This window comes from Xanthomonas arboricola pv. guizotiae, from assembly GCF_002940205.1.
GTDB classification, from domain to species: domain Bacteria; phylum Pseudomonadota; class Gammaproteobacteria; order Xanthomonadales; family Xanthomonadaceae; genus Xanthomonas; species Xanthomonas arboricola_C.
In genome coordinates this window covers 141,875-163,444 of the sequence record NZ_MDSK01000007.1, presented here as the reverse complement: position 1 = coordinate 163,444, position 21,570 = coordinate 141,875, and the positions used below count along the sequence as shown (strand labels likewise).

The following is a 21,570-nucleotide window of genomic DNA, read 5'->3' as shown; positions in this document are numbered from 1 at the left end:
TGCTCGCTGAAGACGTCTACGCCACGCATGGTAGTGGGGGATGTTCCGACTCAAGTAGTCTACGAGCTGAGAGGTATTTCAGCAGCCTGTTAGGTGCAAGCATTAATTCCGCGACGATAGAATCCACTCAGCCACCACACGGTATCCGGGGCAAGATCCCCCGTGATTTTAATTCTTCCATCCTGTTGTTCTTGTTTTGTTCGTCCTCTTTTTGGCCGCCTGCTCGCGTCGTCGCTCCATGTGGCGAACCTGCTTGAACGCACGATCAAACTGCCCTGGCGTGTAAGCGGGTAGGGGAAGCGGAGGGCCAAACTGCTCAATGGCCGAAAAGCGAGCGGGAACAGAAGGCGGATCAACGTAGTGCTTCAATCCTGGCGGAAGCGTCAACTCGTGGCCGGTGATTTGTTGGGAAATCGGAAGCGACACGCCGTGCTCATTGACCAACGAATTGGACAAAGTGTGTCGGAAGCAGTGAAAGCTTTTGAGCCGTTGGGTCAACCCTTGCTTGATCGCATAGGCCCGGAACTGATCACCCAGCGCGTCGCCGTAGCCGTTTTCGGCGTTGTAGGGAAGGTGCGGGAACAGTCGCTCAAAGCCTGCGTGCTTGACCTCATCCACATAGACCAAGAACCCAGCCTCGATCAGGGATGTGGGCAGGGGCACAAACCGGGAGGAGTGGGGGTTCTTCAAGCGTTGATCTGGCTTGGCTCCCCGGAAATGCACGCCCCAGAAATCGCCGACCTTGCCGATGTCGTCAACATAGAGCTGAGCGACCTCATTGACCCGAGCACCGGTCGCAAATCCCAACAGCGTGCCAAACCATCGGTGTGGATACTTCTTGGCCCAAGAGGTGAATGCATTCAGTTCAAGCAGCGCTTCGAGCTCGGCTTAGCTAAACGGATCACGACTCGGCTCATCGGTGAGCGACTTGGCGCGATTGAGGATGGCTTTGTGAGGCGCCTTGCTGATCAGGTCTTCGTTCGCCAAGGCGTTGAAGAAGGACGCAATACGATCCCGATGTTTTTCCTTGGTGCGCATGCTCAGCAGTTCATGACCACCTTGCCGCGCCTTGCTCAGGATTTCGACAGGGGTGAGACCGGCGAACACCGCCTTTTTGGTGGCGTTGCTGGGGTAGTGCTCAAGTGCATCCAGGAACTTTCGGACATCATCAGTCTTGTAGTCTTCGACAGGCTTGTCCCCGACAAGGGCCACAAACAGTCCCAGGCTGTGTTCGGTATCGAGCACGTTTTTCGCGCTTCGCCCCACCCGTCGCATCTCACTGATGTGGATGGTGGCGCGCTCTGACAGCAGCGGTCCGGCGCTCTTCACAGAAGCCAATTGCTGAAGAGGGAGGTGTTTCAGTGCGTCCAGCAGCCGCGCATGATCGTCCGCTCCGTTGGCAGAGAGCTCCACGCCACCGACTTTGATGGTGTAGGGGCGGGTTTCGTTCCCTTGCAACACGGCCAGAGCCTGGCTCAGCAAATCGTCCCGCATGCCCGCTCCTTGCCGCATCTGATCGAATGCTTCCGAGAGTGCCACAGCAGTTCGAGCTACGGCCAGTCGGGCAGCATCACCAAGGGACAAGCGAACGGGACGGACAAGGTAGCGCGAGCCAATGAGGGCTTGCAGGTCGGTCGGGACGAAGAAGCGCACATAGAGCCCAGCAGGGCGGCGCAGAAAATAAGGCTTTGGCACGGGGTTTGATACCTCGTTTGATACCTAACGCAGGCTCAAACTGAACATCAAACCCCGGGCCTAACCTTCGCGAAATCAAGCACTTACTGCTCTTTTCCGCGATCAGATGGTGGAGGTGGGCGGAATCGAACCGCCGTCCGGAAGCACTCCATCCCCAGCACTACATGCTTAGCCCTCCGTTGGATCTCATTCCCAGGCAGCACGGTTGGCAAAGCGCACCTGGAAACCAGCCTGCTTTATCTAACCGGTAGCTGACAGGCAGCCACTACCGATGGTTCCGTGATAATGACCCTACACCTACGAGCACGGGCACAAGTAGGTTCGGGGGTTCGCCTTAGGCGGCTGTAGAACTACAACTAAAGCCAATTAAGCGGCGATAGCGAAGTCCGAACCGTAGTTGTCATCGTTGGCAACTAAAAGTTTGCTGCTGGATTAACGAGGAAAGCTGCCCCCTCGGCATGCGCCAAGCGACTTCGCGACCCCCGTCGAAACCAGTGCACCCCCGGGGAAAGCAGTAAAACGCTGACCCGATCAGTGTAGGGATCGGAGCGCCCTGTCACAAGTGGTGAGACGTGCGGCGCTTACAGTGGCTTCAGTCCTATCTGACGGAAAAGTCTGGTAATCAAGGAGCGAAGCGATGGCGACAGGCAAGCCCCCAGGTCCGCGGCAGGCACGCAGTACGCCCCGCAAACGCGCACCGGGCGTCGACGCCCCCAGGCCTCGGCCCACAGGCGAAGTCGCGCAGCAGCAGGCGCAGGACACCGCGCTGACGCGCGTGCAGGGCAGGGCGCGCACCGTGATCTACATCCATGGCATCGGCAACAAGCCGCCGGCCGAGGTGTTGCGCTGTCAGTGGGACAAGGCCTTGTTCGGGCGGCCGATGGGCGAGCGCACGCGGCTGGCGTACTGGGTCAATCGCGAGCGCTATCCGGTTGCCGAACCCGGTAACTGCGATGCGCGCGATGTCGGCCCGGCGCTCAATCAGGGCATGCAGCGCGCCTTGAGCACGCTTGGGCTGGTGCCAGGCGAGCAGGATCTGCATCTGCTCGCAGATGCCTTGGCGCAGAGCGAGCAAGAGCGTGTCGATCTGCACCGCCTGCTGGACGAACTGGATGCCGCGCCCGCGATGCCGGCGGCAGGCCAGGTGCAGGCCAAAGGTCCGATCGATGCGATCAACCGCATGCTGCTGCGGCTGATCACCGCTGCGCTGCTGCAGGACGTGCACGATTTGTTCTTCGTGCCCGAGCGTGCGACGTTGATGCGCGACAGCCTGATGCAGCGGTTGCGCTCGGGCGGCGGGCCGTTTGTGGTGGTGGCGCACAGCCAGGGGTCGATGATCGCCTTTGACGTGCTGCGTCAGCTCCAGGCGACCGAGTGCGAGGTCAGCCTGTTCCTGACCCTGGGCTCGCCCTTGGGCCTGCCGCAGGTGCGCAGCATGTTCAAGCGCTGGACCGGCACGCGCAAGCTGCCGTTTCCCGCGTGCGTACGGCGCTGGATCAACGTGGCCGATACGCACGACCCGATTGCGCTGGATCCGGATCTCGGCGACGACATCGTCAATGCCAAGGGGCGTTTCGAAAATCTCGCGCGCGCGCGCCTGAATCCGGACTGGCAGCACAACGCGCATTCGGGCTCGGGCTATCTGTCGATTCCGCAGGTGCGTGCGGTGGTGCGCGAGGCGGTAGGCGTCGGCTTCGATCAGCCGGTCTCCAACGCGGTGCTGATCAAGGATCTCAGCGAGCAGCTGGAAGCGCATGGCGCCGAGTACCGGCACGAAGTGCTGATCGAGCTGGATCGACGGTCGTCGGGCGACGATCCGGCCGCCACACGTGCGCTGCTGTTGGCGCAGTTGCGCCAGAGTGCTGCAGCGACCAGCGGCTTGAGCGGCGATGCACTCGACGAGGCGATCGAGCTGGAAGATGGCTTGCAGCGGTTTGTATCGGCGCGGCTGACGCGGTTCGAGATCGAATCGCTGCAGGACCGCTACCGTGCGCTGGGATTCCGGCGGGTGTGGCGCGATGCCGGCAAGCGCGCCCTGATCAACGTGTCCGGCAACGTCCTGCATGCCGATGCGGCGCGCACCGCGTATCGCGCGCGCGGCCAGCAGATCGGCTGGGCGGTGCTGGACACCGGCATCGCGGCCAGTCATCCGCATTTCTTCGCGAAGGGAGAGCGCGAGACGGTGGTGGCGCAGTGGGATTGCACGCGCCGGGGCGCGGCCAGGCGATTGACGCGTGCCGACGGCGATGTGTTCGCCCGGCTGGATCGGCACGGGCACGGCACGCATATCGCCGGGATCATCGCCGGCCACAGCCATGCGGTGATTGCCGATGCGCAGGGCAACCCGGGCAAACCGCTGGAGTTCGCCGGCATGGCACCCGATACCCAGCTCTACGGGTTCAAGGTGCTGGACGACGCCGGCAACGGCCGCGATTCCTGGATGATCAAGGCGGTGCAGCAGGTGGCGGCGATCAATGAGCGCGCCGGCGAACTGGTCATCCACGGCGTCAATCTGAGCCTGGGCGGCTACTTCGATCCGGAGAGCTACGGCTGCGGTTTTACGCCGCTGTGCAACGAGTTGCGGCGGTTGTGGCGGCAAGGCGTGCTGGTGGTGGTGGCCGCCGGCAACGAGGGCCTGGCCTGGCTGATGCGCAACGACGGCGATGCGTATCCAGCCAACATGGATCTGTCGATCAGCGACCCGGGCAATCTGGAAGACGCCATCGTGGTCGGCTCGGTACACAAGAGCAGCCCGCACAATTACGGCGTGTCGTATTTTTCCTCGCGCGGACCGACCGCCGACGGGCGCGGCAAGCCGGATGTGGTAGCGCCGGGCGAAAAGATCCTGTCGGCCTATTACGACTTCGATCCGGACGATCCGGCCAGCCTGATGGTGGAGATGAGCGGCACCAGCATGGCCGCACCGCACGTCTCCGGCGTGTTGGCCGGTTTCCTCTCCGCTCGCCGCGAGTTCATCGGCTTCCCGGATCGGGTCAAGCAGCTGATGCTGGACACCAGCACCGACCTGCAACGCGATCGCTACGTGCAGGGCAGGGGAGTGCCGAATTTGATGCGGATGCTTGGGAAGACGTGATGAATCGGGAGTGGGGAATCGGGAATCGTAAAGGCAGGATGCTTCTTGCGGATCCCGAAATACCCTCGTCGTGAACTAACTTGAGATCAACGCAGCGAGCCTACCCAGCTCTTGCGATTCCCCACTCCCGATTCCCGATTCACGCATCCCGGTTATGCCGCCGCATCACGCGCTGCTTGTCGCGTTGCCAGTCGCGGTCCTTGGCGGCGTCGCGCTTGTCGTGGTTCTGCTTGCCCTTGGCCAGTGCGATTTCCAGCTTGACCTTGTTGTTGCTCCAGTACAGCGCGGTCGGCACCAGGGTGTAGCCGTCGCGTTCGACGCTGCTCAGCACCTTGTCGATTTCCCGGCGGTGCAGCAGCAGCTTGCGGTCGCGGCGTTCCACCGGCACGGTGTGGCTGGAGGCCTGGATCAGCGGGGTGATCTGCGCGCCGATCAGGAAGATCTCGCCGGAGCGCACGTAGGCGTAACCATCGATGATGTTGGCGCGGCCGGCGCGGATCGCCTTGACCTCCCAGCCCTGCAGGGCCAGGCCGGCTTCGTAGCGCTCCTCCAGGTGGTATTCATGGCGCGCACGCTTGTTCAGCGCGATGGTTTTCGTGGCCGTCGCACCGTTTGCTTTATCCTTGGCTGGTTTCTTGCTCATGCCGCCATTGTCGCCGATTCGGCGTCATCAAACGATCTTCCGTCTTTCACAAGTCAGCGAATGCCTACCATCCGTCGCAGCGCCCTGGTCGAACACAGCGCCACCCGCATGTTCGATCTGGTCAATGATGTCGCCGCCTACCCGCGCCGTTTCGGCTGGTGCGATGCTGCGCAGGTGCTTGAACAGGACCAGGCGCATATCGTGGCGCGGCTGGATCTGGGGCTGGGCTCGTTCCGCACCTGGTTCACCACTGAAAACGTGCTCGAACGTCCGCAGCGCATCGTCATGCATCTGCGCGACGGTCCGTTCAGGCGCCTGGAAGGCCTGTGGGAGTTTCAGTCGCTGGGCGAGAATGCCTGCAAGGTCAGCCTGACCCTGGAAGTGGAAACTAGTTCGCGGCTGTTGGGTCCGGCGCTGGCCCTGGGTTTTCAAGGCCTGGCCGACCGCATGGTCAACGACTTCGTGCGGGTCGCCGATCGCGGCGACGTCTGAGCATGCGGGTCGACGTCGTGCTGGCCTGGCCGGACCGCTGCAGTTCGGTGTCGCTGGAGCTGGCCGAGGGCGCCACCGTGGCCGAGGCGATTGCCGCGTCCGGTCTGGCACCGGATCGACCGCCCGCCGCGCAGGCGATCCATGGGCTGATCGCACGCGCGGATCAGGTGCTGCGCGACGGCGACCGGGTCGAATTGCTCAGACCGCTGTTGCTGGATCCGAAGGAGGCACGGCGGCGCCGTGCCGGACTAGGCAAAAAGGCCGGTCCCAGGGGGTAGCGGCTGGCCGCCGCTGCGTTGCGTACGCGGCATAGCGGACGCTTGCGGTGGCGATTCTGCGGCGTGAACGCACCCTGTTGCCTGGACAGGCGCATGTCGACGCGACATCTGACGAAAAGTTCCAGTGATCGGTATCCAGGTCCGCGCTGCGGTCCGTGATCGGACACGCCTTTCCGATCAGACAAAAGAAAAAACGCATCCATTCGAAGGGATGCGTTCGCTGGTGCAGCCGACAGCTGGGCGATCGCGCAGCGCGCGACCAGGCGCATCAACGGCCGCGCTGCTTCTTCTTGTCGCGGGCCAGATTGCGACCGAACTGCTTGGGCGCCGACTTGGCCAGCTGTTCGTCCTGCGACGGGAAATAATCGCCTTCCCAGCGAACGACCTGCTCGTTTTCGAAGAACACGGTGAAGTTCTTGACCTCGGTACGCGCCAGGCGGTCCACGCGTTGGGTGGAGGTGTAGTCCCAGCGCTGCGAGTGGAATGGGTCGGGGATCGAGGGGGTACCCAGCAACGCGCTGACCTGCTGCTTGCTCTGGCCTACCTGCAGTTGCTCCACGGCGTTCTGTTTGATCAGATTGCCCTGGTAGATCGGCTGCTTGTAGATGATGCCGCAGCCAGCGGTGGAAAGAGCAACGGCGGCGACCAGCAGGAGATTACGCATCGGGGATTAAGTGCTGAGGAAATCACGCCGATGATACACTCCCGCCGGTCGCCGCGACCCGTTTGATGGCAGCTGGCGCTAAATCGCCAATGAACGGAGAACATATGGAAACCCACGACCTGCGCAAAGTCGGGCTCAAGGTGACCCATCCGCGGATGCGGATCCTGGAGTTGCTCGAGCAGAAGAGCAACCAGCACCACCTCAGCGCAGAAGACATCTATCGGCAGCTGCTCGACCATGGCGACGAAATCGGTCTGGCCACGGTGTACCGAGTGCTGACCCAGTTCGAGGCCGCCGGCCTGGTGCTGAAGCACAATTTCGAAGGCGGCCAGGCGGTGTATGAGCTGGATCGTGGCGGCCATCACGACCATATGGTGGACGTGGATACCGGCCACGTGATCGAGTTCGAAAGCGAACAGATCGAGGCATTGCAGCGCCAGATCGCCGCCCAGCATGGTTACGAGCTGGAAGAGCACTCGCTGGTGCTGTACGTGCGCAAGAAGCGTCCGCGCTGAGCTTGGTGTCTTGCAGATATGAACGAAGAGGCGGCTTCGGCCGCCTTGTGCGTTCTGGGGCGTGTTGGTGGGTTTGCTGGATGGCTCATGCCCCCATCCGCCCTTCGGGCACCTTCCCCCGCAGGCGGGGGAAGGGAGCTTCGTCAGCGGGGAGGGAGGGAACGGGAACTCTGAATCTGTGAGCTGCTCGTCGCGATCAGGCGCTCTGCAACAGCTTGCGGGCCGCGGCGCGCGCTTCCTTGCTCACTTCCACCCCGCCCAGCATGCGCGCCAGTTCTTCCTGGCGCGCCTGCGGGCCGAGCAGTTCGACCGCGCTCTGGGTCATGCCGTCCACCGGCGCCTTGCTGACCCGGTAGTGCGCATGGCCCTTGGCGGCCACCTGCGGTAGGTGGGTCACGCACAGCACCTGGCGCTCTTCGCCCAGGGCGCGCAGCTTCTGCCCGACGATGTCGGCCACCGCGCCGCCGATGCCGGAATCGACCTCGTCGAAGACCATGGTCGGCACGCTATCCAGCCCGAGTGCGGCCACCTCGATCGCCAGCGAAATCCGCGACAGCTCGCCGCCGGAGGCGACCTTGCGCAATGCGCGCGGCGGCTGACCGGCGTTGGCGGCGACCAGGAATTCGACCCGCTCGGCGCCGTTGGGGTCCGGACGCAGGGTGTCCTGGGGTTGCAACTGGATCAGGAACTGCCCGCCGCCCATGCCCAGCTCGCCGATCAGGGTGGTGGTGGCGGCCGACAAGGCCTCGGCAGCGGTGGTGCGGCTGGCGCTGAGGGTGCTGGCTGCACTGCGCCAGACGCCAATCGCCGCCTCGATATGCTTGTCCAGCTGCTGCAGGCGCTCGTCGGCACCGCGCAGGCTTTCCACTTCCAGGCTCAGGCGGTCGCGCTGGGCGGCCAGCTCGTCCGGGGTGACGCGGTGCTTGCGGGCCAGATCGTGCAGGCGACCGAGCCGGCGCTCCATCGCTTCGAACTGGGCCGGATCGGCCTCCAGGTCGTCGCGCACGCGGTCGAGCAGGGCCAGCGCCTCCTCGATCTGGATGACCGCGCTGTCCAGCAGCGCATCGACCTCGCCCAGGCGCGGCTCGTGCTCGGCCACGCGCGCCAGGTCGTGGCGGCTGTCCTGCAACAGGCCCAGTGCGCAGGCGCCGTCGTCGCCATTGAGCTGCAGGGCCACGCTGTCGCAGGCGCCGATCAATGCGGTGGCGTGCGCCTGGCGGCGGTGATTGACGTCCAGCGCGGCGATCGCGGCCGGGTCCAGATCCTCGCGTTCCAGTTCGCCGAGCTGGTGTTCCAGGAAGCCGATGCGGTCGGAGACATCGCCTTGCGCGGACAGCGCATCGCGCTCGTCCAGCAGCGCCTGCCAGCGCTGGCTGGCCTGGCGCACCTGCTCGCGTTGCGCGCCGTTGCGGGCGTAGGCGTCGAGCAGGGCGAGCTGGCTATGGCGGGCCATCAACGCCTGGTGTTCGTGCTGGCCGTGGATCTCCACCAGCCGCGAGGCCAGCTCCGCCAGTTGCGAAGAGGTCACCGGGCGGCCGTTGATCCAGGCGCGCGAGCCGCCATCGGCACGGATGATCCGGCGCAGCTGGCATTGCGCGTCGTCGTCGAGTTCGTTGTCCGACAGCCAGGTCAGGCCAGGGTGCTGGGCCGGCAGCTGGAATTCGGCCGACAGTTCGGCGCGGTCGGCACCGTGGCGGACCACGCCGCTGTCGGCGCGCAGCCCGGACAGGAAGCCCAGCGCGTCCACCATCAGCGACTTGCCGGCGCCGGTTTCGCCGGAAACCACGGTCATGCCTGGCCCGAATTCCAGTTCGGTGGCGCGGACGACGGCGAAATCCTTGATGGAGAGGTGTCTGAGCATGGGGTCGAGTGTGAACGCTTTGGGGAAGCTTAGGGTGGGAGCGGCGGGCAGGGAATAAGACGCTTGCCAACCGCAGGGCCAGACATTATCTATGCCCAGTCTCACCGGATGATCCCATGCGCGCGTCACAGTCCCCAACGCTCGATCCCCGCGCACGCCAATTGCTGCGGACGCTGATTGCCCGCTATATCCGCGATGGCGAGCCGGTGGGTTCCAAGACGCTGGCCCAGCACGCCGGGCTGGACGTCAGCCCGGCCACCATCCGCAACATCCTGGCCGATCTGGAGGATGTGGGGCTGCTCAGCTCTCCGCATACCTCGGCCGGGCGGGTGCCCACCGCGCACGGTTATCGGGTGTTCGTCGACAGCCTGGTGCAGATGCAGCCGCCCGGCGAGGAAGAAGTGCGCCGCCTGCGCGCCGAGCTGGCCAACGGCAACGGCACCCAGTCGCTGCTGGGCAGCGCCTCGCAGATGCTGTCGGCGATGAGCCATTTCGTCGGGGTGGTCAGCGCGCCGCGGCGCGAGCAGTTCGCGTTCCGGCATATCGACTTCGTGGCGCTGGACGCGCGCCGGGTGCTGGCGATCCTGGTGTTTGCCGACAACGAGGTGCAGAACCGGGTGATCGAGCCGCGCCGGGCCTACGAGCCGGCCGAGCTGGAGCGGGTGGCCAATTACCTCAATGCGCAATTTGCCGGGCGTGCGCTGTCGGACATCCGCGCCTGCCTGCTGCGCGAGCTGCGCATGGCCAAGAACGAGATGGAGCAGCTGCTGGCGCACAGCGTGGATCTGGCCAGCGAGGCGCTGGTGCCGGCAGGTGCCGAGGACATGGTGATGGCCGGGCAGACCCGGCTGATGGGCGTGCAGGACCTGTCCGACCTGGACCGGCTACGCGAGCTGTTCGAGGCCTTCGCCAGCAAGCGCGAGATCCTGCAGCTGCTCGAGCGCACCATCCAGGCGCCGGGCGTGCGCATCTTCATCGGCGAGGAGACCGGCATGGTGTCGCTGGACGACGTCTCGCTGGTCACCGCGCCGTATGCCGCCAATGGCCAGGTGCTGGGCGTGCTGGGCGTGATCGGGCCCAAACGCATGGCCTACGACCGGGTGATTCCGCTGGTGCAGACCGCCGCCCAGGTGCTGGGCGCGGCCATGGAACCGCCCGGCACGCGATAAGCGGCAGCGATCGATACGCTCGTTTTGCTTGAAACGCGCGCGCGCGCCCACATACGGGGTGACATTGGGGCGGGCGTTCCGCTTGCCCGGGAACTGCACATGAACCAAGACCACCCCGAATTCGACTCCGAAGACCTGTCCCAGAACCCACCCGAGACCGATCCGCTCAAGGCCGAGATCGAGTCGCTGCGCAGCGAGATTGCGCTGGTCAAGGCCGATGCCCTGCGCGAGCGCGCCGATCTGGAAAACCAGCGCAAGCGCATTGCCCGCGATGTCGAGAACGCGCGCAAGTTCGCCAACGAGAAGCTGCTGGGCGAGCTGCTGCCGGTGTTTGACAGCCTGGACGCCGGGCTGACCGCCGCCGGTAGCGAGCCCAGCCCGCTGCGCGATGGTTTGGACATGACCTACAGGCAGTTGCTCAAGGTCGCGGCCGACAACGGCCTGACCCTGCTCGACCCGGTCGGCCAGCCATTCAACCCGGACCAGCACCAGGCGATCAGCCAGGGCGAGGCCGAGGGCATCGCCCCGGGCCACGTGGTGCAGGTGTTCCAGAAAGGCTATCTGCTCAACGAGCGTCTGCTGCGGCCGGCCCTGGTGGTCGTGGCCAGGCACGACTGAACCGGGGCGCCCGGTTGAACTGCCGGGCGCACGCGCGAAACGCAGATTTGCGCAGGTGGCTTGAACACCTGCGCACCACCCCCACATCTCAGCCAGACCCGGCGTCGCCGGACACAGCTGAAGAATCATCAGGAGCGTATCCATGGGCAAGATCATTGGTATTGACCTCGGCACCACGAACTCGTGCGTGGCGATCATGGACGGCGGCAAGGCCCGCGTCATCGAAAATTCCGAGGGCGACCGCACCACGCCTTCGATCGTCGCCTACACCAAGGACGGCGAAGTGCTGGTCGGTGCCTCGGCCAAGCGCCAGGCGGTGACCAACCCGAAGAACACCTTCTATGCGGTGAAGCGTCTGATCGGCCGCAAGTTCACCGACGCCGAAGTGCAGAAGGACATCTCGCACGTGCCGTACGGCATTCTCGCCCACGACAACGGCGATGCCTGGGTGCAGACCAGCGACGGCAAGCGCATGGCCCCGCAGGAAATCTCTGCGCGCGTGCTGGAAAAGATGAAGAAGACCGCCGAGGATTTCCTGGGCGAGAAGGTCACCGAGGCCGTGATCACGGTGCCGGCGTACTTCAACGACAGCCAGCGTCAGGCCACCAAGGACGCCGGCCGCATCGCCGGTCTGGACGTCAAGCGCATCATCAACGAGCCGACTGCGGCAGCCCTGGCCTATGGCCTGGACAAGAACGGCGGCGACCGCAAGATTGCCGTGTACGACCTGGGCGGCGGCACCTTCGACGTCTCGATCATCGAAATCGCCGAAGTCGATGGCGAGAAACAGTTCGAAGTGCTGGCCACCAACGGCGACACCTTCCTGGGCGGCGAGGACTTCGACAACCGCGTCATCGAGTACCTGGTCGACGAATTCAACAAGGATCAGGGCATCGATCTGCGCAAGGATCCGTTGGCGCTGCAGCGCCTGAAGGACGCCGCAGAGCGTGCCAAGATCGAGCTGTCGACCAGCCAGCAGACCGAAGTGAACCTGCCGTATGTCACTGCCGATGCCTCGGGCCCGAAGCACCTCAACATCAAGTTGACCCGTGCCAAGCTCGAAGCGCTGGTCGAAGACCTGGTCAAGAAGTCGATCGAGCCGTGCCGCACCGCGTTGAACGATGCCGGCCTGCGCGCCAGCGACATCAACGAAGTGATCCTGGTCGGCGGTCAGACCCGCATGCCGAAGGTGCAGCAGGCAGTTGCCGATTTCTTCGGCAAGGAACCGCGCAAGGACGTCAACCCGGACGAAGCCGTGGCCGTGGGCGCCGCGATCCAGGGCGGCGTGCTGGCCGGCGACGTCAAGGACGTGCTGCTGCTGGACGTGACCCCGCTGTCGCTGGGTATCGAAACCATGGGCGGGGTGTTCACCAAGATCATCGAAAAGAACACCACCATCCCGACCAAGGCCTCGCAGACCTTCTCCACCGCCGAAGACAACCAGTCGGCCGTGACCGTGCATGTGTTGCAGGGTGAGCGCGAGCAGGCCCGCTTCAACAAGTCGCTGGCCAAGTTCGACCTGTCCGGCATCGAGCCGGCGCCGCGCGGCATGCCGCAGGTGGAAGTGTCCTTCGACATCGACGCCAACGGCATCCTGCACGTGTCGGCCAAGGACAAGAAGACCAACAAGGAACAGAAGGTCGAGATCAAGGCCGGTTCGGGTCTGTCGGATGAAGAGATCCAGCGCATGGTCGCCGACGCGGAAGCCAACCGCGAAGAGGACAAGAAGTTCCACGAGCTGGTGCAGGCCCGCAACCAGGCCGATGGCCTGATCCACGCCACCCGCACCGCGATCACCGAGCATGGCAGCAAGGTCGGTGGCGATGTGATCGGCAAGGTGGAAGCAGCGCTGTCGGATCTGGAAACCGCCATGAAGAGCGACGACAAGGCGCAGATCGAAGCCCGCAGCAAGACCCTGGAAGAAGCCGGCCAGTCGCTGTACGCCGCCGCCGCCGCGGCAGAGCAGGGCGGCAACGCCGATGCGGCCAGCGGCAACGCGCAGGCCTCCAAGGCCGCTGACGACGTGGTGGACGCCGAGTTCACCGAGGTCAAGGACGACAAGAAGGCGTGAGTGGGGAATAGGGAATCGAGAATGGGAGGAGCGGTGCTGCGGCATCGCTCCTTCCCGTTATCTGACCCTTCCACTTTCGATTGCGATTTACTGAGGATGTGCGCTTTGAACGATTCCCGTCTCCCGATTCCCGATTCCCTGTCATGAGCAAACGCGATTATTACGAAGTGCTGGGCGTTGCCCGTGGCGCCAGCGACGAGGAGCTGAAGAAGGCGTATCGGCGCTGTGCGATGAAGCACCACCCGGACCGCAATCCTGGCGATGCTGCTGCCGAAGCGGCGTTCAAGGAATGCAAGGAAGCCTACGAAGTGCTGTCCGATGGCAATAAGCGGCGCGCCTACGACGCGCATGGCCATGCGGCGTTCGAGCACGGCATGGGCGGTGGCGGCGGGCCGGGTGGCCCCGATATGGGAGATATCTTTGGCGATATCTTCGGCAATATTTTCGGCGGTGGCGCTGCCGGTCCGCGCGCCGCGCGGCGTGGTGCCGACGTCGGTTACGTGCTGGAGCTGGATCTGGAAGAAGCCGTTGCCGGCATCGAGCGCCGCATCGAGATCCCGACCCTGATCGAGTGCGAGCCCTGCCACGGCAGCGGTTCGGAAGACGGCAAGGTGGACGTATGCGGGACCTGCCATGGACGCGGCCAGGTGCGCATCCAGCGCGGCATCTTCGCCATGCAGCAGAGCTGCCCGCATTGCGACGGGCGCGGCACGCTGATCCAGAACCCGTGCAAGACCTGCCACGGTGCCGGTCGCGTGGAAGAAGACAAGGTGCTGTCGATCAAGGTGCCTGCCGGCGTGGATACCGGCGACCGGATTCGTCTGGCGGGCGAGGGCGAGGCCGGCCCGGCCGGCACGCCGCCGGGCGATCTGTATGTGGAAGTGCGTGTGCGCGAGCATGCGATCTTCCAGCGCGACGGCGACGATCTGCATTGCGAGGTGCCGATCCGCATCTCGCAGGCGGCACTCGGCGACACCGTGCGGGTGGCGACGCTGGGCGGCGAGGCGGAAATCCGCATCCCGGCCGAAACCCAGACCGGCAAGCTGTTCCGGCTGCGCGGCAAGGGCGTGCGCTCGGTGCGCAGCCGCAGCGAAGGCGATCTGTATTGCCGCGTGGTGGTGGAAACCCCGGTCAATCTCACCGCCGATCAGCGCGAGCTGCTGCAGCAGTTCGAAGCCACGTTCACTGGTGAGGATGCACGCAAGCATTCGCCCAAGTCGGCCACCTTCATCGATGGCGTCAAGGGGTTCTGGGATCGGATGACGTCCTGAGGCCGGGAATGGGGAATCGGGATTGGGGAATCGTAAGGGCGGCGTGGCCCGGCCTGCCGGGGTAGTGCGCCAGTGTGGCGATTCGGGATTCGTGGGAGCGGATGGCGGCTCCCGAATGCCCGGAAAGTTGCACCATTGGAGCGAGGTTCTCCAGACAAATGCCGGCCCCGAGGGCCGGTATTTGCGTTCTTGCGGCAGAAGTCCCAACAGATCGGAGGCGATATCGGCTGCTGCCAGCGCATGGACCGGTCTGGCGAAGACCGGCCTGGCGGCGGTGCACGTAGGCGCGAGCGGGTGCCGGTCGCATTGATCGAATGCGGGCGCGCCGTGGCGCTGGCGTAAAATGCGGCGATGAACAATGCCCCCGACAGTCATCTGGTCCACGGTCGCCGCCAGCGTCCGGATGGTCCTTCGCCGATCGATGTGATCTCGGTGCAATCGCAGCTGGTGTATGGCCATGCCGGCAACAGCGCGGCGGTGCCGCCGCTGCGCGCGCTGGGCCTGCGTGTGGCGGAAGTGCCCACCACGCTGCTGAGCAACGCGCCGTTCTACGCCAGCTTGCGCGGCCGCATCCTGCCGGCCGACTGGTTGGCCGACCTGTTGCTGGGTGCCACCGAGCGCGGCCTGCCGCAGCGTGCGCGCATGCTGGTCTCCGGCTACTTCGGCAGCCTGGCCAATGGCGAGGCGTTTGCCGACTGGCTCGAGCAGACCTTGCCGCAGGTGCCGCAGCTGCGGTATTGCCTGGATCCGGTGATCGGCGACACCCACACCGGCCCGTATGTGGAACCCGGGCTGGAGCGCGTCTTCGCCGAGCGGCTGTTGCCGCATGCCTGGCTGGTGACGCCCAATGCATTCGAGCTCGGTCGCCTGACCGGCTTGCCGAGTCTGCAGCAGGACGATGCCATCGTCGCCGCGCGCGCATTGCTGGCGCGCGGCCCGCAATGGGTGCTCGCACACAGCGTGGCCGGTGCGGCCGGTGAGCTGGTGACGCTGGCGGTCAGCGATACGGCGGTGTATCGCTGGGCCACGCCGCATCTGCCGGTGGATGTGGCCGGCACCGGCGATGTGCTGATGGCCTTGCTGATCGGCTTGCTGCTGCGCGAGGTGCCGTTCGAGCAAGCGGTGGGGCATGCGCTCAGCGGCGTGCACAGCGCGCTGGAAGCGACGCTGGCTGCAGGCTTCGAAGAGTTCGACGTGCTGGCCGCCGCACCGGCCGCACTCGCTGCCGCGCCACGCTTTGCCGTCGAGCGATTGGCATGATGGTGCAGCCGGTGGTCGGCATCGTCGGCATTGCCGGCGCCTACGGACGCTGGCTGGCGCAGTTCCTGCGCACGCGCATGCGGCTGGAGGTGATCGGCTTCGATCCGGCCGGTGATGGCAACATCGACGAAGCCACGTTGGCGCAGCGTGCGGACGTGCTGATTTTTTCTGCGCCGATCCGCCACACCGCTGCCTTGATCGAGCGCTATGTGGACCTTGCCGGCGCGCGCGCTGCCTCGCAGCTGTGGCTGGATGTCACCTCGATCAAGCAGGCACCGGTCGCTGCGATGTTGACCTCGCAGGCGGAAGTGGTCGGCCTGCATCCGATGACCGCACCACCCAAATCGCCGACCTTGAAAGGGCGGGTGATGGTGGTCTGCCAGGCGCGCCTGCAGCACTGGTCCACGTGGGTGCAGGCGCTGTGCACCGCGTTGCAGGCCGAGTGCGTGTACGCCACGCCCGAGCACCACGACCGCGTGATGGCATTGGTGCAGGCGATGGTGCACGCCACCCATCTGGCGCAGGCCGGCACCTTGCGCGACTACGCGCCGCTGCTCGGCGAGCTGCATGCGCTGATGCCGTATCGCTCGGCCTCGTTCGAGCTGGATACCGCGGTGATCGCGCGCATCCTCTCGCTCAATCCGGCGATCTACGAAGACATCCAGTTCGGCAATCCGTACGTCGGCGAGATGCTCGATCGGCTGTTGCTGCAACTGCAGCAGCTGCGCGCCCTGGTCGCGCAAGGCGACGATGCGGCGCGCGCGCAGTTTCGCGCCCGGTTTCTGGACGACAACGCGCAGGCGCTGCGGGGCGAGTCGCTCGCCGCCGGCAATTACACCTATGAGCGCGTGGGCTACCTGCTGGCCGACCTCACCGAGCCGCTGACCTTGAGCGTGTATCTGCCGGAAGACCAGCCCGGGTCGTTGCGTGCGTTGCTGCATGTGTTCGAGCGGCACGGGGTGAACCTGTCGTCGATCCATTCCTCGCGCACGCCGGTGGGCGAGCTGCATTTCCGCATCGGGTTCGAGCCGGGTAGCGATCGCGCGGCGCTGGTGCAGGCAGCCAGCGACATCGACCGCAGCGGCATTGGGCGGGTGCTGGAGCGTTCCGATCGCATCGGGTAGCAGCAGTGCGGGGCGGTCGTGGGCTTGACCGCTGTCGATGGCCGCATCGGGGTGCAGATGTCAGGCACCGGTCATGTGCTGACCGAATGACATCGCATGCGATGCCCCCAGGGGCGAGGGTGATTGTCGCTGGGCGCAATGCCGAACAAGGCGCACAGGTTTCATCCACACAGGGTGTGGATGAAACCTGCACAAGCATGTGGATAACTGTGCGTCGCGATTGCGCTGCAACGGCTGCGGACGGGTTGGTCAAAAAATGACCAGTGCCATGTCAGGGCGTCGACAGGCGCAGCTCGCCACCAGCGGTGATGAAGCGCTGGCCCTGCCGTTGCAGGCGGCGGCCATCGGGCAGTTCGTAGCGTGGCGCGGTGTTCGGTTGCGTGCGGCCTTGCTGCCCGTTGCGGGATGCGAGCTCGTCGCGGAATTCGATGATGACGTAGGACTCGCCATCTGCACCGATTGCGGGAAATTGCCGGAAAGACATACGCACCTCCGAAGGATTTCAGGGTCGCAGTGCGAGCCGCCAGGGACCGCACGCCCGGCGCCGGGCCGGTGCAGGCGAGCATGCGCCGGCAGGTGTTACCCGGGCGTCATTGCGCACTGCGGCACCGCTCGGCAAGCCGTCAGACAGCCTGCTCAACGGCTCAGCTGCAATGCGTCCCGGTCGGCCGTTGCCGCCGCCAGCTCGGCACGCGCCGAGGCAATGCGCGCCTGCGCATCGATCAGACGCACGCGGGCGTCGTTGGCGGTCTCCTCGCGCTGATTGACCAGGAAGAAATCGCCCGAGCCCAGTTCGAAGCGGCGGCGCTCGGCCACGGCCAGGCGGTCGGCCAGGCTGCGTTCTTCGTCGGCGATCCTGGCCAGCCGCTCGGCAGCGGTGAGCGAGATGACGATCGACTCGACCTCCACGGTGATCTGGTCGCGCAGGTAGCGGCTGCGCTGATCCAGCGCCTCGATCTCGGCGCGTGCTTCGGCGACCCGGCCCTTGGCAGCCCTGTTTTCCAGCGGCACGCTGAAGCGGAAGCCGATGATCGCATCGGTCGGCGAGCGGTTCGGGCCGCCGACACCGGGCGCCCCCAGATCCTTGCTGACCTCGAAGGTGACATCCAGGCGTGGTTTGAGCTCGTTCTGCGCCAGCATCAGCCGCGCGGTGGCCTGGTCGATCCGGGTCAGCACCGCGCGGTAGTCGGGGCGCTCCACCGGCGCGGCGATCCTGCTGGCACCGGCCAGACCTTCCAGCGCCGACGTATCGGCCGGCAGGCGTTCGCTGGAGACGATCAACGGCATGCCGGCATCGTCGCGCAGGTAGAGCGACAAGGCATTGGCGGCGTTGGCGAAGTCCTGCTCCGAGCGCACCACCAGGGCGCGCCGGCGGACCAGGTTCTGGTCGTTTTCGGTCAGCAGGATGGTGGGCCGCGCGCCCAGCGTCACCTGCCGGGAAATCGCATTGCGACGTCGTTCGGCCAGCTGCAGCAGGTCGTTGTACGCGCGCAGCTTCAGGCCGGCCGCGACCCAGCTCTGGTAGGCATCCACCGCGCGGCGCTGTACGCCGATGGCAACCATTTGCGCCTCGTACTGGGCGACATCGATATCGGCGCTGGCAACGCTGCGCTTGGTGCGGCGTTCGTCGATCACGCGGTCGCGCAGCAACGCGTACAGCGCGCCGACTTTCACTTCGCCGCCGCGGTCGGTGTAGGACCTGTCTTCGTAGACCGGGAACGAGCCCCGCGAGGAACGATAACCGCCGTAGTAATAGCCGCCGTTTTCTTCGAACGGCCGCTTGGCGCCGGTTTCGATCGTGCTGCCGTCGTAATAGCCGGCCTCGCGCGAACGGCCTTCGATATCGAACACGGTATCGAAGGCGCCATCGGCCGAGAGCCCCTTGCCTTCGGCCTGGCGGACCTTGGCCAGCGCTTCGACGATCTGCGGGGAAGCGCGGGCAGAGGAGCGCAGCACTTCATCCAGCGTCAGCGGGGTGGTCTGGGCGGCGACCACGCCCGGTGCGAGCGCGATCAGCAAGGCGACAAGACGGCCAATCATTTCTTGCCGGTCTCGTCGTCTTCGGCCTTGGGCGCTGCCTTGGGCTTGCCCTCATCCTGCGTCGTCGCTGCCGCCGGACGGCGACCGAACTCCAGCGGGAAATTATTGAGCTGGCGCCACAGTTCGTAGCCGACCTTCACCGTTTCGCCCTGCACCCAGCCGCGCACCTTGCCGCCCTGGCGGGCGAATTCCTGCGCCGGCCAGGCCGGCTTGCCCGGCTGCGGTTCGACCAGGATGCGGAACAGGCCATCGGGCGCGGCATTGGGGTCGATGGCGCGCACGCGGCCATCGAACATGCCGTGCGCCACCGACGGCCAGCCGCTGAACTGGATCGCCGGCCAGCCTTCGAACTCCAGCCGCACCGGGCGGCCGGGGCGGATCAGCGGCACGTCGCGGCCGTCGATAAACAACTCGACCGCACGCTCCACCCGCTCCGGCGCGATCACCGCCAGCACCGTGCCGGGCGAGACCATCGCACTGCCGCTGGCGGCGTTGAGCTGCTGCACGCGGCCATCGCGCGGTGCGCGCACCAACTGCGCCGACTGGCGGTTCAACTGGATGTCGATGCGGGTCAGCTTGGCGCGCGATTCGGCCAGCTTGGCATCGGCCTCGCCGACCTTGATCTGGGTCAGCTCGTAGTCGCGGCGGCCGGCCAGCCCTTCGGCGAGCAATTGCCTGCTGCGCGCCACATCGATGCTGGCGACCGCGCGCGATTGCTGGATCGCGCTGATTTCCGCCTGCACCTGGGCCCGCTCGCTGGCCAGGCGGGCGAGCAGGTCGGGGTCCAGATCGCCGACGCGCGCGATCGGATCGCCGCGCGAGACATGCTGGCCATCGTGCACATACCAGCGCTCGACCCGGCCGGGCACGAAGGCGGTGACCTGCTGCTGGCGGTCGCCCGGATCCAGCGAGACCACCTGGCCCTTGCCGCTGGCGGTCTGCACCCAGGGCGCCAGTGCCAGGATCGCGCTGGCAATGACAATCCCGATCAGCAGCATCCAGGCCAGCGCCTTGGCGATGCTGGGTGGGCGCATCGCCGCCAGGGTGGGGAAGTGCGCGATCCGGTCAGAGGCGTGCTGCATGGGTCGCCTCCTGGGTGGACGCGATCAGTTCCGCACGCGTGGCGTAGCGCTGCTGACGCTCCGGTTCCAGACGGAACCAGCCGTCCAGGGTGATGTCCTCCGGCCGGCCGGTGCACAGCAGCACCGTAGTTCCTGCGTCCTTCAAGCGCCGCAGGACCCGGGTCAGACGTTCTGCCGGGAGCAGGTCATACAGTTGCGACAACATCAGCACCCGCGGGCGCACCAGCAGCGCATTGGCCAGTTTCAGCGCCATGACATCGCCGATCCACAACGGGAAACCGGATGCGGCGAGGCGGGTGTCCAGGCCTTGCGGCAATGCGGCGATGCGCGCGCGCAGGCCCACCGCATCGATGGCCTGAAGCATCGCATCGGATGTCACGTCGGCGGCGGCCATCGCCAGGTATTCGCGAATGGTGACCTCCACGATGGTCGGCCGGTCGAGCACGGTGACTTCCGAACGCAGCAGGTACATGTCGAAGGTGGCCATGTCGGCGCCGCCCACCATCACCAGCCCGCGATCGGGAACGACGTGGCGCTTGAGCACCATGGCGAGCAGGCGGTCGGCACCGCCGTCGGCCAGGGTGACCAACTGCTCCCCGGCTTGCAGCGCGAAATCGAAACGCGCGCCCTCGATCACCACGCCATCCAGGCGCACCGCACTGTTGCCCGGCGCTTCGCCGGCGGCCACCACCGGACGCTCCTGCGGGATGGCGTACAGCAGCGACAATTCCTCCGCGCTGGCGACCAGGTCGTAGAACACGTCCAGATAGGTGCCAAGCTGCGCAATGCCGTAGAACACCGCGCTCAGGATCAGCTCGGCCGCCACCAGCTGGCCGATCGACAGCTCGCCGCGCAGGATCAGGCTGCCGCCCAACGCCAGCAGCGCCGCGCTGGCCACCGCATAGGTGAGCAGGAACGCCAGCGTCTGGGTGAAGGTGTAGCGGAAATGGCGCCGATGCCGGTCGACATACGTCGCAGTCACCGCCTCGGAACGATTCATCGCGAAGTTGAGATGGCGGCTGGATTTATAGAAACCGTTGGAGCCGCCCACGCTTTCCAGCCAGTGCGCGGCGTTGTGCTTGGCGTGGCTCAGTTCGACCGCCGAACGGATCGAGCCGCGCGACCAGATCATCCAGATTGCGAAGATCACCAGCAGCAACAGCGCATTGAAACCCAAGAAAAACGGGTGGTAAAAGCTGGTGACGATCAGGCCGACCGCCGATTGCAGCACGATGGTGAACGCACCGATGGCCAGACTGGGCACTGCTTTTTGCACCACCACCAGATCGAAGTAGCGGTTGAACACATCGCCGCGGTTCTGGTCGGCGAAGAACGGGTTCTGCGCATGCACCGCACGCACGGTGATTTCCGCCACCACCCGCGCAAACAGCCGGCGTTCGAATAGCGCCATCACCCACACCCGCATCGCGCTCAGTGTTGCCACCAGCAACAGCAGGCCGAGCAACAGGCTAGACAAGGTCCATAGCGGCGTGGGCAGCGCGGTGTTGGCAACGCTGTTGATCAGCAACTGCACCGAGATGGGCGTTGCCAGCGACAGCAGGCTGATCGCCACGCCATACACCATGGCCAGGCGCACATACGGCATGTCCGGGCCGACGATTTCCGCCAGCCAGCTTGCCGCTTCCCGCCATCCGATCCGCTTGGCCGCCATTCGATATCCGTTGATGAGTTC

17 protein-coding genes, 1 other RNA gene and 1 pseudogene are annotated in these 21,570 nt (G+C 65.5%); 10 read left to right on the top strand and 9 right to left on the bottom strand.

Translation table 11 applies throughout. From position 1 onward, the window contains the following. Positions 1-168 precede the first annotated feature (168 nt). Together XarbCFBP7408_RS06510 and ssrA are read right to left on the bottom strand one after the other, a co-directional pair. A pseudogene (locus tag XarbCFBP7408_RS06510) lies at positions 169-1,695 on the bottom strand (tyrosine-type recombinase/integrase). A gap of 107 nt (positions 1,696-1,802) precedes the next feature. Further along, positions 1,803-2,199: a transfer-messenger RNA gene (ssrA, locus tag XarbCFBP7408_RS06505) on the bottom strand. Positions 2,200-2,332: 133 nt separating this feature from the next. Between ssrA and XarbCFBP7408_RS06500 the strand changes: the two genes are divergently transcribed. Continuing rightward, positions 2,333-4,789 (top strand): S8 family peptidase, encoded by a 2,457-nt coding sequence (locus XarbCFBP7408_RS06500; RefSeq protein ID WP_104562255.1) that lies wholly within the window; start codon positions 2,333-2,335, stop codon positions 4,787-4,789. Positions 4,790-4,928: 139 nt separating this feature from the next. Here the strand turns inward: XarbCFBP7408_RS06500 and smpB are convergent, their stop codons facing one another. Then, positions 4,929-5,432: an SsrA-binding protein SmpB gene (gene smpB, locus XarbCFBP7408_RS06495; protein WP_006449452.1), complete on the bottom strand. Its 504-nt coding sequence runs from the start codon at positions 5,430-5,432 to the stop codon at positions 4,929-4,931. Positions 5,433-5,492: 60 nt separating this feature from the next. Between smpB and XarbCFBP7408_RS06490 the strand changes: the two genes are divergently transcribed. Next, positions 5,493-5,924: a type II toxin-antitoxin system RatA family toxin gene (locus XarbCFBP7408_RS06490; RefSeq protein WP_104562254.1), complete on the top strand. Its 432-nt coding sequence runs from the start codon at positions 5,493-5,495 to the stop codon at positions 5,922-5,924. A 2-nt stretch (positions 5,925-5,926) separates the two neighbouring features. Then, the gene (locus XarbCFBP7408_RS06485; RefSeq protein WP_104562253.1) at positions 5,927-6,202 is read left to right on the top strand and encodes an RnfH family protein; all 276 of its coding nucleotides are present in this window, start codon (positions 5,927-5,929) and stop codon (positions 6,200-6,202) included. 268 nt (positions 6,203-6,470) lie between these two features. Here XarbCFBP7408_RS06485 and XarbCFBP7408_RS06480 read toward each other — a convergent pair whose 3' ends face one another. Continuing rightward, the gene (locus tag XarbCFBP7408_RS06480; RefSeq protein ID WP_016901565.1) at positions 6,471-6,866 is read right to left on the bottom strand and encodes an outer membrane protein assembly factor BamE; all 396 of its coding nucleotides are present in this window, start codon (positions 6,864-6,866) and stop codon (positions 6,471-6,473) included. Positions 6,867-6,970: 104 nt separating this feature from the next. Between XarbCFBP7408_RS06480 and fur the strand changes: the two genes are divergently transcribed. Further along, positions 6,971-7,381 (top strand): ferric iron uptake transcriptional regulator, encoded by a 411-nt coding sequence (gene fur / locus XarbCFBP7408_RS06475; RefSeq protein ID WP_181106322.1) that lies wholly within the window; start codon positions 6,971-6,973, stop codon positions 7,379-7,381. Between the two features lie 196 nt (positions 7,382-7,577). On the opposite strand, the gene recN is transcribed toward fur, so the two are convergent. Next, a complete protein-coding gene (gene recN / locus XarbCFBP7408_RS06470; protein WP_104562251.1) occupies positions 7,578-9,242 on the bottom strand; it encodes a DNA repair protein RecN in 1,665 nt (554 codons plus the stop codon). A 116-nt stretch (positions 9,243-9,358) separates the two neighbouring features. Here recN and hrcA point away from each other — a divergent pair, with 116 nt between their 5' ends. The 6 genes from hrcA (at position 9,359) to XarbCFBP7408_RS06440 (ending at position 16,755) form a co-directional block, all read left to right on the top strand. Next, the gene (gene hrcA / locus XarbCFBP7408_RS06465; RefSeq protein ID WP_104562250.1) at positions 9,359-10,411 is read left to right on the top strand and encodes a heat-inducible transcriptional repressor HrcA; all 1,053 of its coding nucleotides are present in this window, start codon (positions 9,359-9,361) and stop codon (positions 10,409-10,411) included. A gap of 99 nt (positions 10,412-10,510) precedes the next feature. Next, positions 10,511-11,029, top strand: a complete 519-nt coding sequence (grpE, locus tag XarbCFBP7408_RS06460; protein ID WP_181106320.1) for a nucleotide exchange factor GrpE — start codon at positions 10,511-10,513, stop codon at positions 11,027-11,029. A 142-nt stretch (positions 11,030-11,171) separates the two neighbouring features. Continuing rightward, the gene (gene dnaK, locus XarbCFBP7408_RS06455) at positions 11,172-13,100 is read left to right on the top strand and encodes a molecular chaperone DnaK (protein ID WP_104562248.1); all 1,929 of its coding nucleotides are present in this window, start codon (positions 11,172-11,174) and stop codon (positions 13,098-13,100) included. Positions 13,101-13,243: 143 nt separating this feature from the next. Then, positions 13,244-14,371, top strand: coding sequence for a molecular chaperone DnaJ (gene dnaJ / locus XarbCFBP7408_RS06450; protein WP_104562247.1), 1,128 nt, complete (start codon positions 13,244-13,246; stop codon positions 14,369-14,371). A gap of 351 nt (positions 14,372-14,722) precedes the next feature. Then, positions 14,723-15,631, top strand: coding sequence for a pyridoxal kinase (pdxY, locus tag XarbCFBP7408_RS06445; protein WP_104562246.1), 909 nt, complete (start codon positions 14,723-14,725; stop codon positions 15,629-15,631). Beyond that, complete coding sequence (locus tag XarbCFBP7408_RS06440) at positions 15,628-16,755, top strand: prephenate dehydrogenase (RefSeq protein WP_104562245.1); 1,128 nt, start codon at positions 15,628-15,630, stop codon at positions 16,753-16,755. Before pdxY ends, XarbCFBP7408_RS06440 begins: the two co-directional genes overlap by 4 nt. Before the next feature lie 271 nt (positions 16,756-17,026). On the opposite strand, the gene XarbCFBP7408_RS06435 is transcribed toward XarbCFBP7408_RS06440, so the two are convergent. The 4 genes from XarbCFBP7408_RS06435 to XarbCFBP7408_RS06420 all read right to left on the bottom strand — a co-directional run bounded on the left by XarbCFBP7408_RS06435 (position 17,027) and on the right by XarbCFBP7408_RS06420 (position 21,549). Further along, on the bottom strand, positions 17,027-17,239 hold the full coding sequence (locus XarbCFBP7408_RS06435) for a hypothetical protein (RefSeq protein ID WP_104562244.1): 213 nt from the start codon (positions 17,237-17,239) through the stop codon (positions 17,027-17,029). 152 nt (positions 17,240-17,391) lie between these two features. Then, the gene (locus tag XarbCFBP7408_RS06430; RefSeq protein WP_104562243.1) at positions 17,392-18,795 is read right to left on the bottom strand and encodes a TolC family protein; all 1,404 of its coding nucleotides are present in this window, start codon (positions 18,793-18,795) and stop codon (positions 17,392-17,394) included. After that, positions 18,792-19,877, bottom strand: coding sequence for an efflux RND transporter periplasmic adaptor subunit (locus tag XarbCFBP7408_RS06425; RefSeq protein ID WP_104562242.1), 1,086 nt, complete (start codon positions 19,875-19,877; stop codon positions 18,792-18,794). The genes XarbCFBP7408_RS06430 and XarbCFBP7408_RS06425 overlap by 4 nt, the downstream gene beginning before the upstream one ends. Next, positions 19,861-21,549 carry an ABC transporter ATP-binding protein gene (locus XarbCFBP7408_RS06420; protein WP_104562241.1) on the bottom strand — a complete coding sequence of 563 codons (1,689 nt, stop codon included), beginning with the start codon at positions 21,547-21,549 and terminating at the stop codon, positions 19,861-19,863. Before XarbCFBP7408_RS06420 ends, XarbCFBP7408_RS06425 begins: the two co-directional genes overlap by 17 nt. Between the last annotated feature and the right edge of the window lie 21 nt (positions 21,550-21,570).

Excerpts from the sequence above, each read along its gene's own strand:
- XarbCFBP7408_RS06500 (WP_104562255.1), top strand. The coding sequence starts at position 2,333 with ATGGCGACAGGCAAGCCCCCAGGTCCGCGGCAGGCACGCAGTACGCCC.
- smpB (WP_006449452.1), bottom strand. The coding sequence starts at position 5,432 with ATGAGCAAGAAACCAGCCAAGGATAAAGCAAACGGTGCGACGGCCACG.
- XarbCFBP7408_RS06490 (WP_104562254.1), top strand. The coding sequence starts at position 5,493 with ATGCCTACCATCCGTCGCAGCGCCCTGGTCGAACACAGCGCCACCCGC.
- XarbCFBP7408_RS06485 (WP_104562253.1), top strand. The coding sequence starts at position 5,927 with ATGCGGGTCGACGTCGTGCTGGCCTGGCCGGACCGCTGCAGTTCGGTG.
- XarbCFBP7408_RS06480 (WP_016901565.1), bottom strand. The coding sequence starts at position 6,866 with ATGCGTAATCTCCTGCTGGTCGCCGCCGTTGCTCTTTCCACCGCTGGC.
- fur (WP_181106322.1), top strand. The coding sequence starts at position 6,971 with ATGGAAACCCACGACCTGCGCAAAGTCGGGCTCAAGGTGACCCATCCG.
- recN (WP_104562251.1), bottom strand. The coding sequence starts at position 9,242 with ATGCTCAGACACCTCTCCATCAAGGATTTCGCCGTCGTCCGCGCCACC.
- hrcA (WP_104562250.1), top strand. The coding sequence starts at position 9,359 with ATGCGCGCGTCACAGTCCCCAACGCTCGATCCCCGCGCACGCCAATTG.
- grpE (WP_181106320.1), top strand. The coding sequence starts at position 10,511 with ATGAACCAAGACCACCCCGAATTCGACTCCGAAGACCTGTCCCAGAAC.
- dnaK (WP_104562248.1), top strand. The coding sequence starts at position 11,172 with ATGGGCAAGATCATTGGTATTGACCTCGGCACCACGAACTCGTGCGTG.
- dnaJ (WP_104562247.1), top strand. The coding sequence starts at position 13,244 with ATGAGCAAACGCGATTATTACGAAGTGCTGGGCGTTGCCCGTGGCGCC.
- pdxY (WP_104562246.1), top strand. The coding sequence starts at position 14,723 with ATGAACAATGCCCCCGACAGTCATCTGGTCCACGGTCGCCGCCAGCGT.
- XarbCFBP7408_RS06440 (WP_104562245.1), top strand. The coding sequence starts at position 15,628 with ATGATGGTGCAGCCGGTGGTCGGCATCGTCGGCATTGCCGGCGCCTAC.
- XarbCFBP7408_RS06435 (WP_104562244.1), bottom strand. The coding sequence starts at position 17,239 with ATGTCTTTCCGGCAATTTCCCGCAATCGGTGCAGATGGCGAGTCCTAC.
- XarbCFBP7408_RS06430 (WP_104562243.1), bottom strand. The coding sequence starts at position 18,795 with ATGATTGGCCGTCTTGTCGCCTTGCTGATCGCGCTCGCACCGGGCGTG.
- XarbCFBP7408_RS06425 (WP_104562242.1), bottom strand. The coding sequence starts at position 19,877 with ATGCAGCACGCCTCTGACCGGATCGCGCACTTCCCCACCCTGGCGGCG.
- XarbCFBP7408_RS06420 (WP_104562241.1), bottom strand. The coding sequence starts at position 21,549 with ATGGCGGCCAAGCGGATCGGATGGCGGGAAGCGGCAAGCTGGCTGGCG.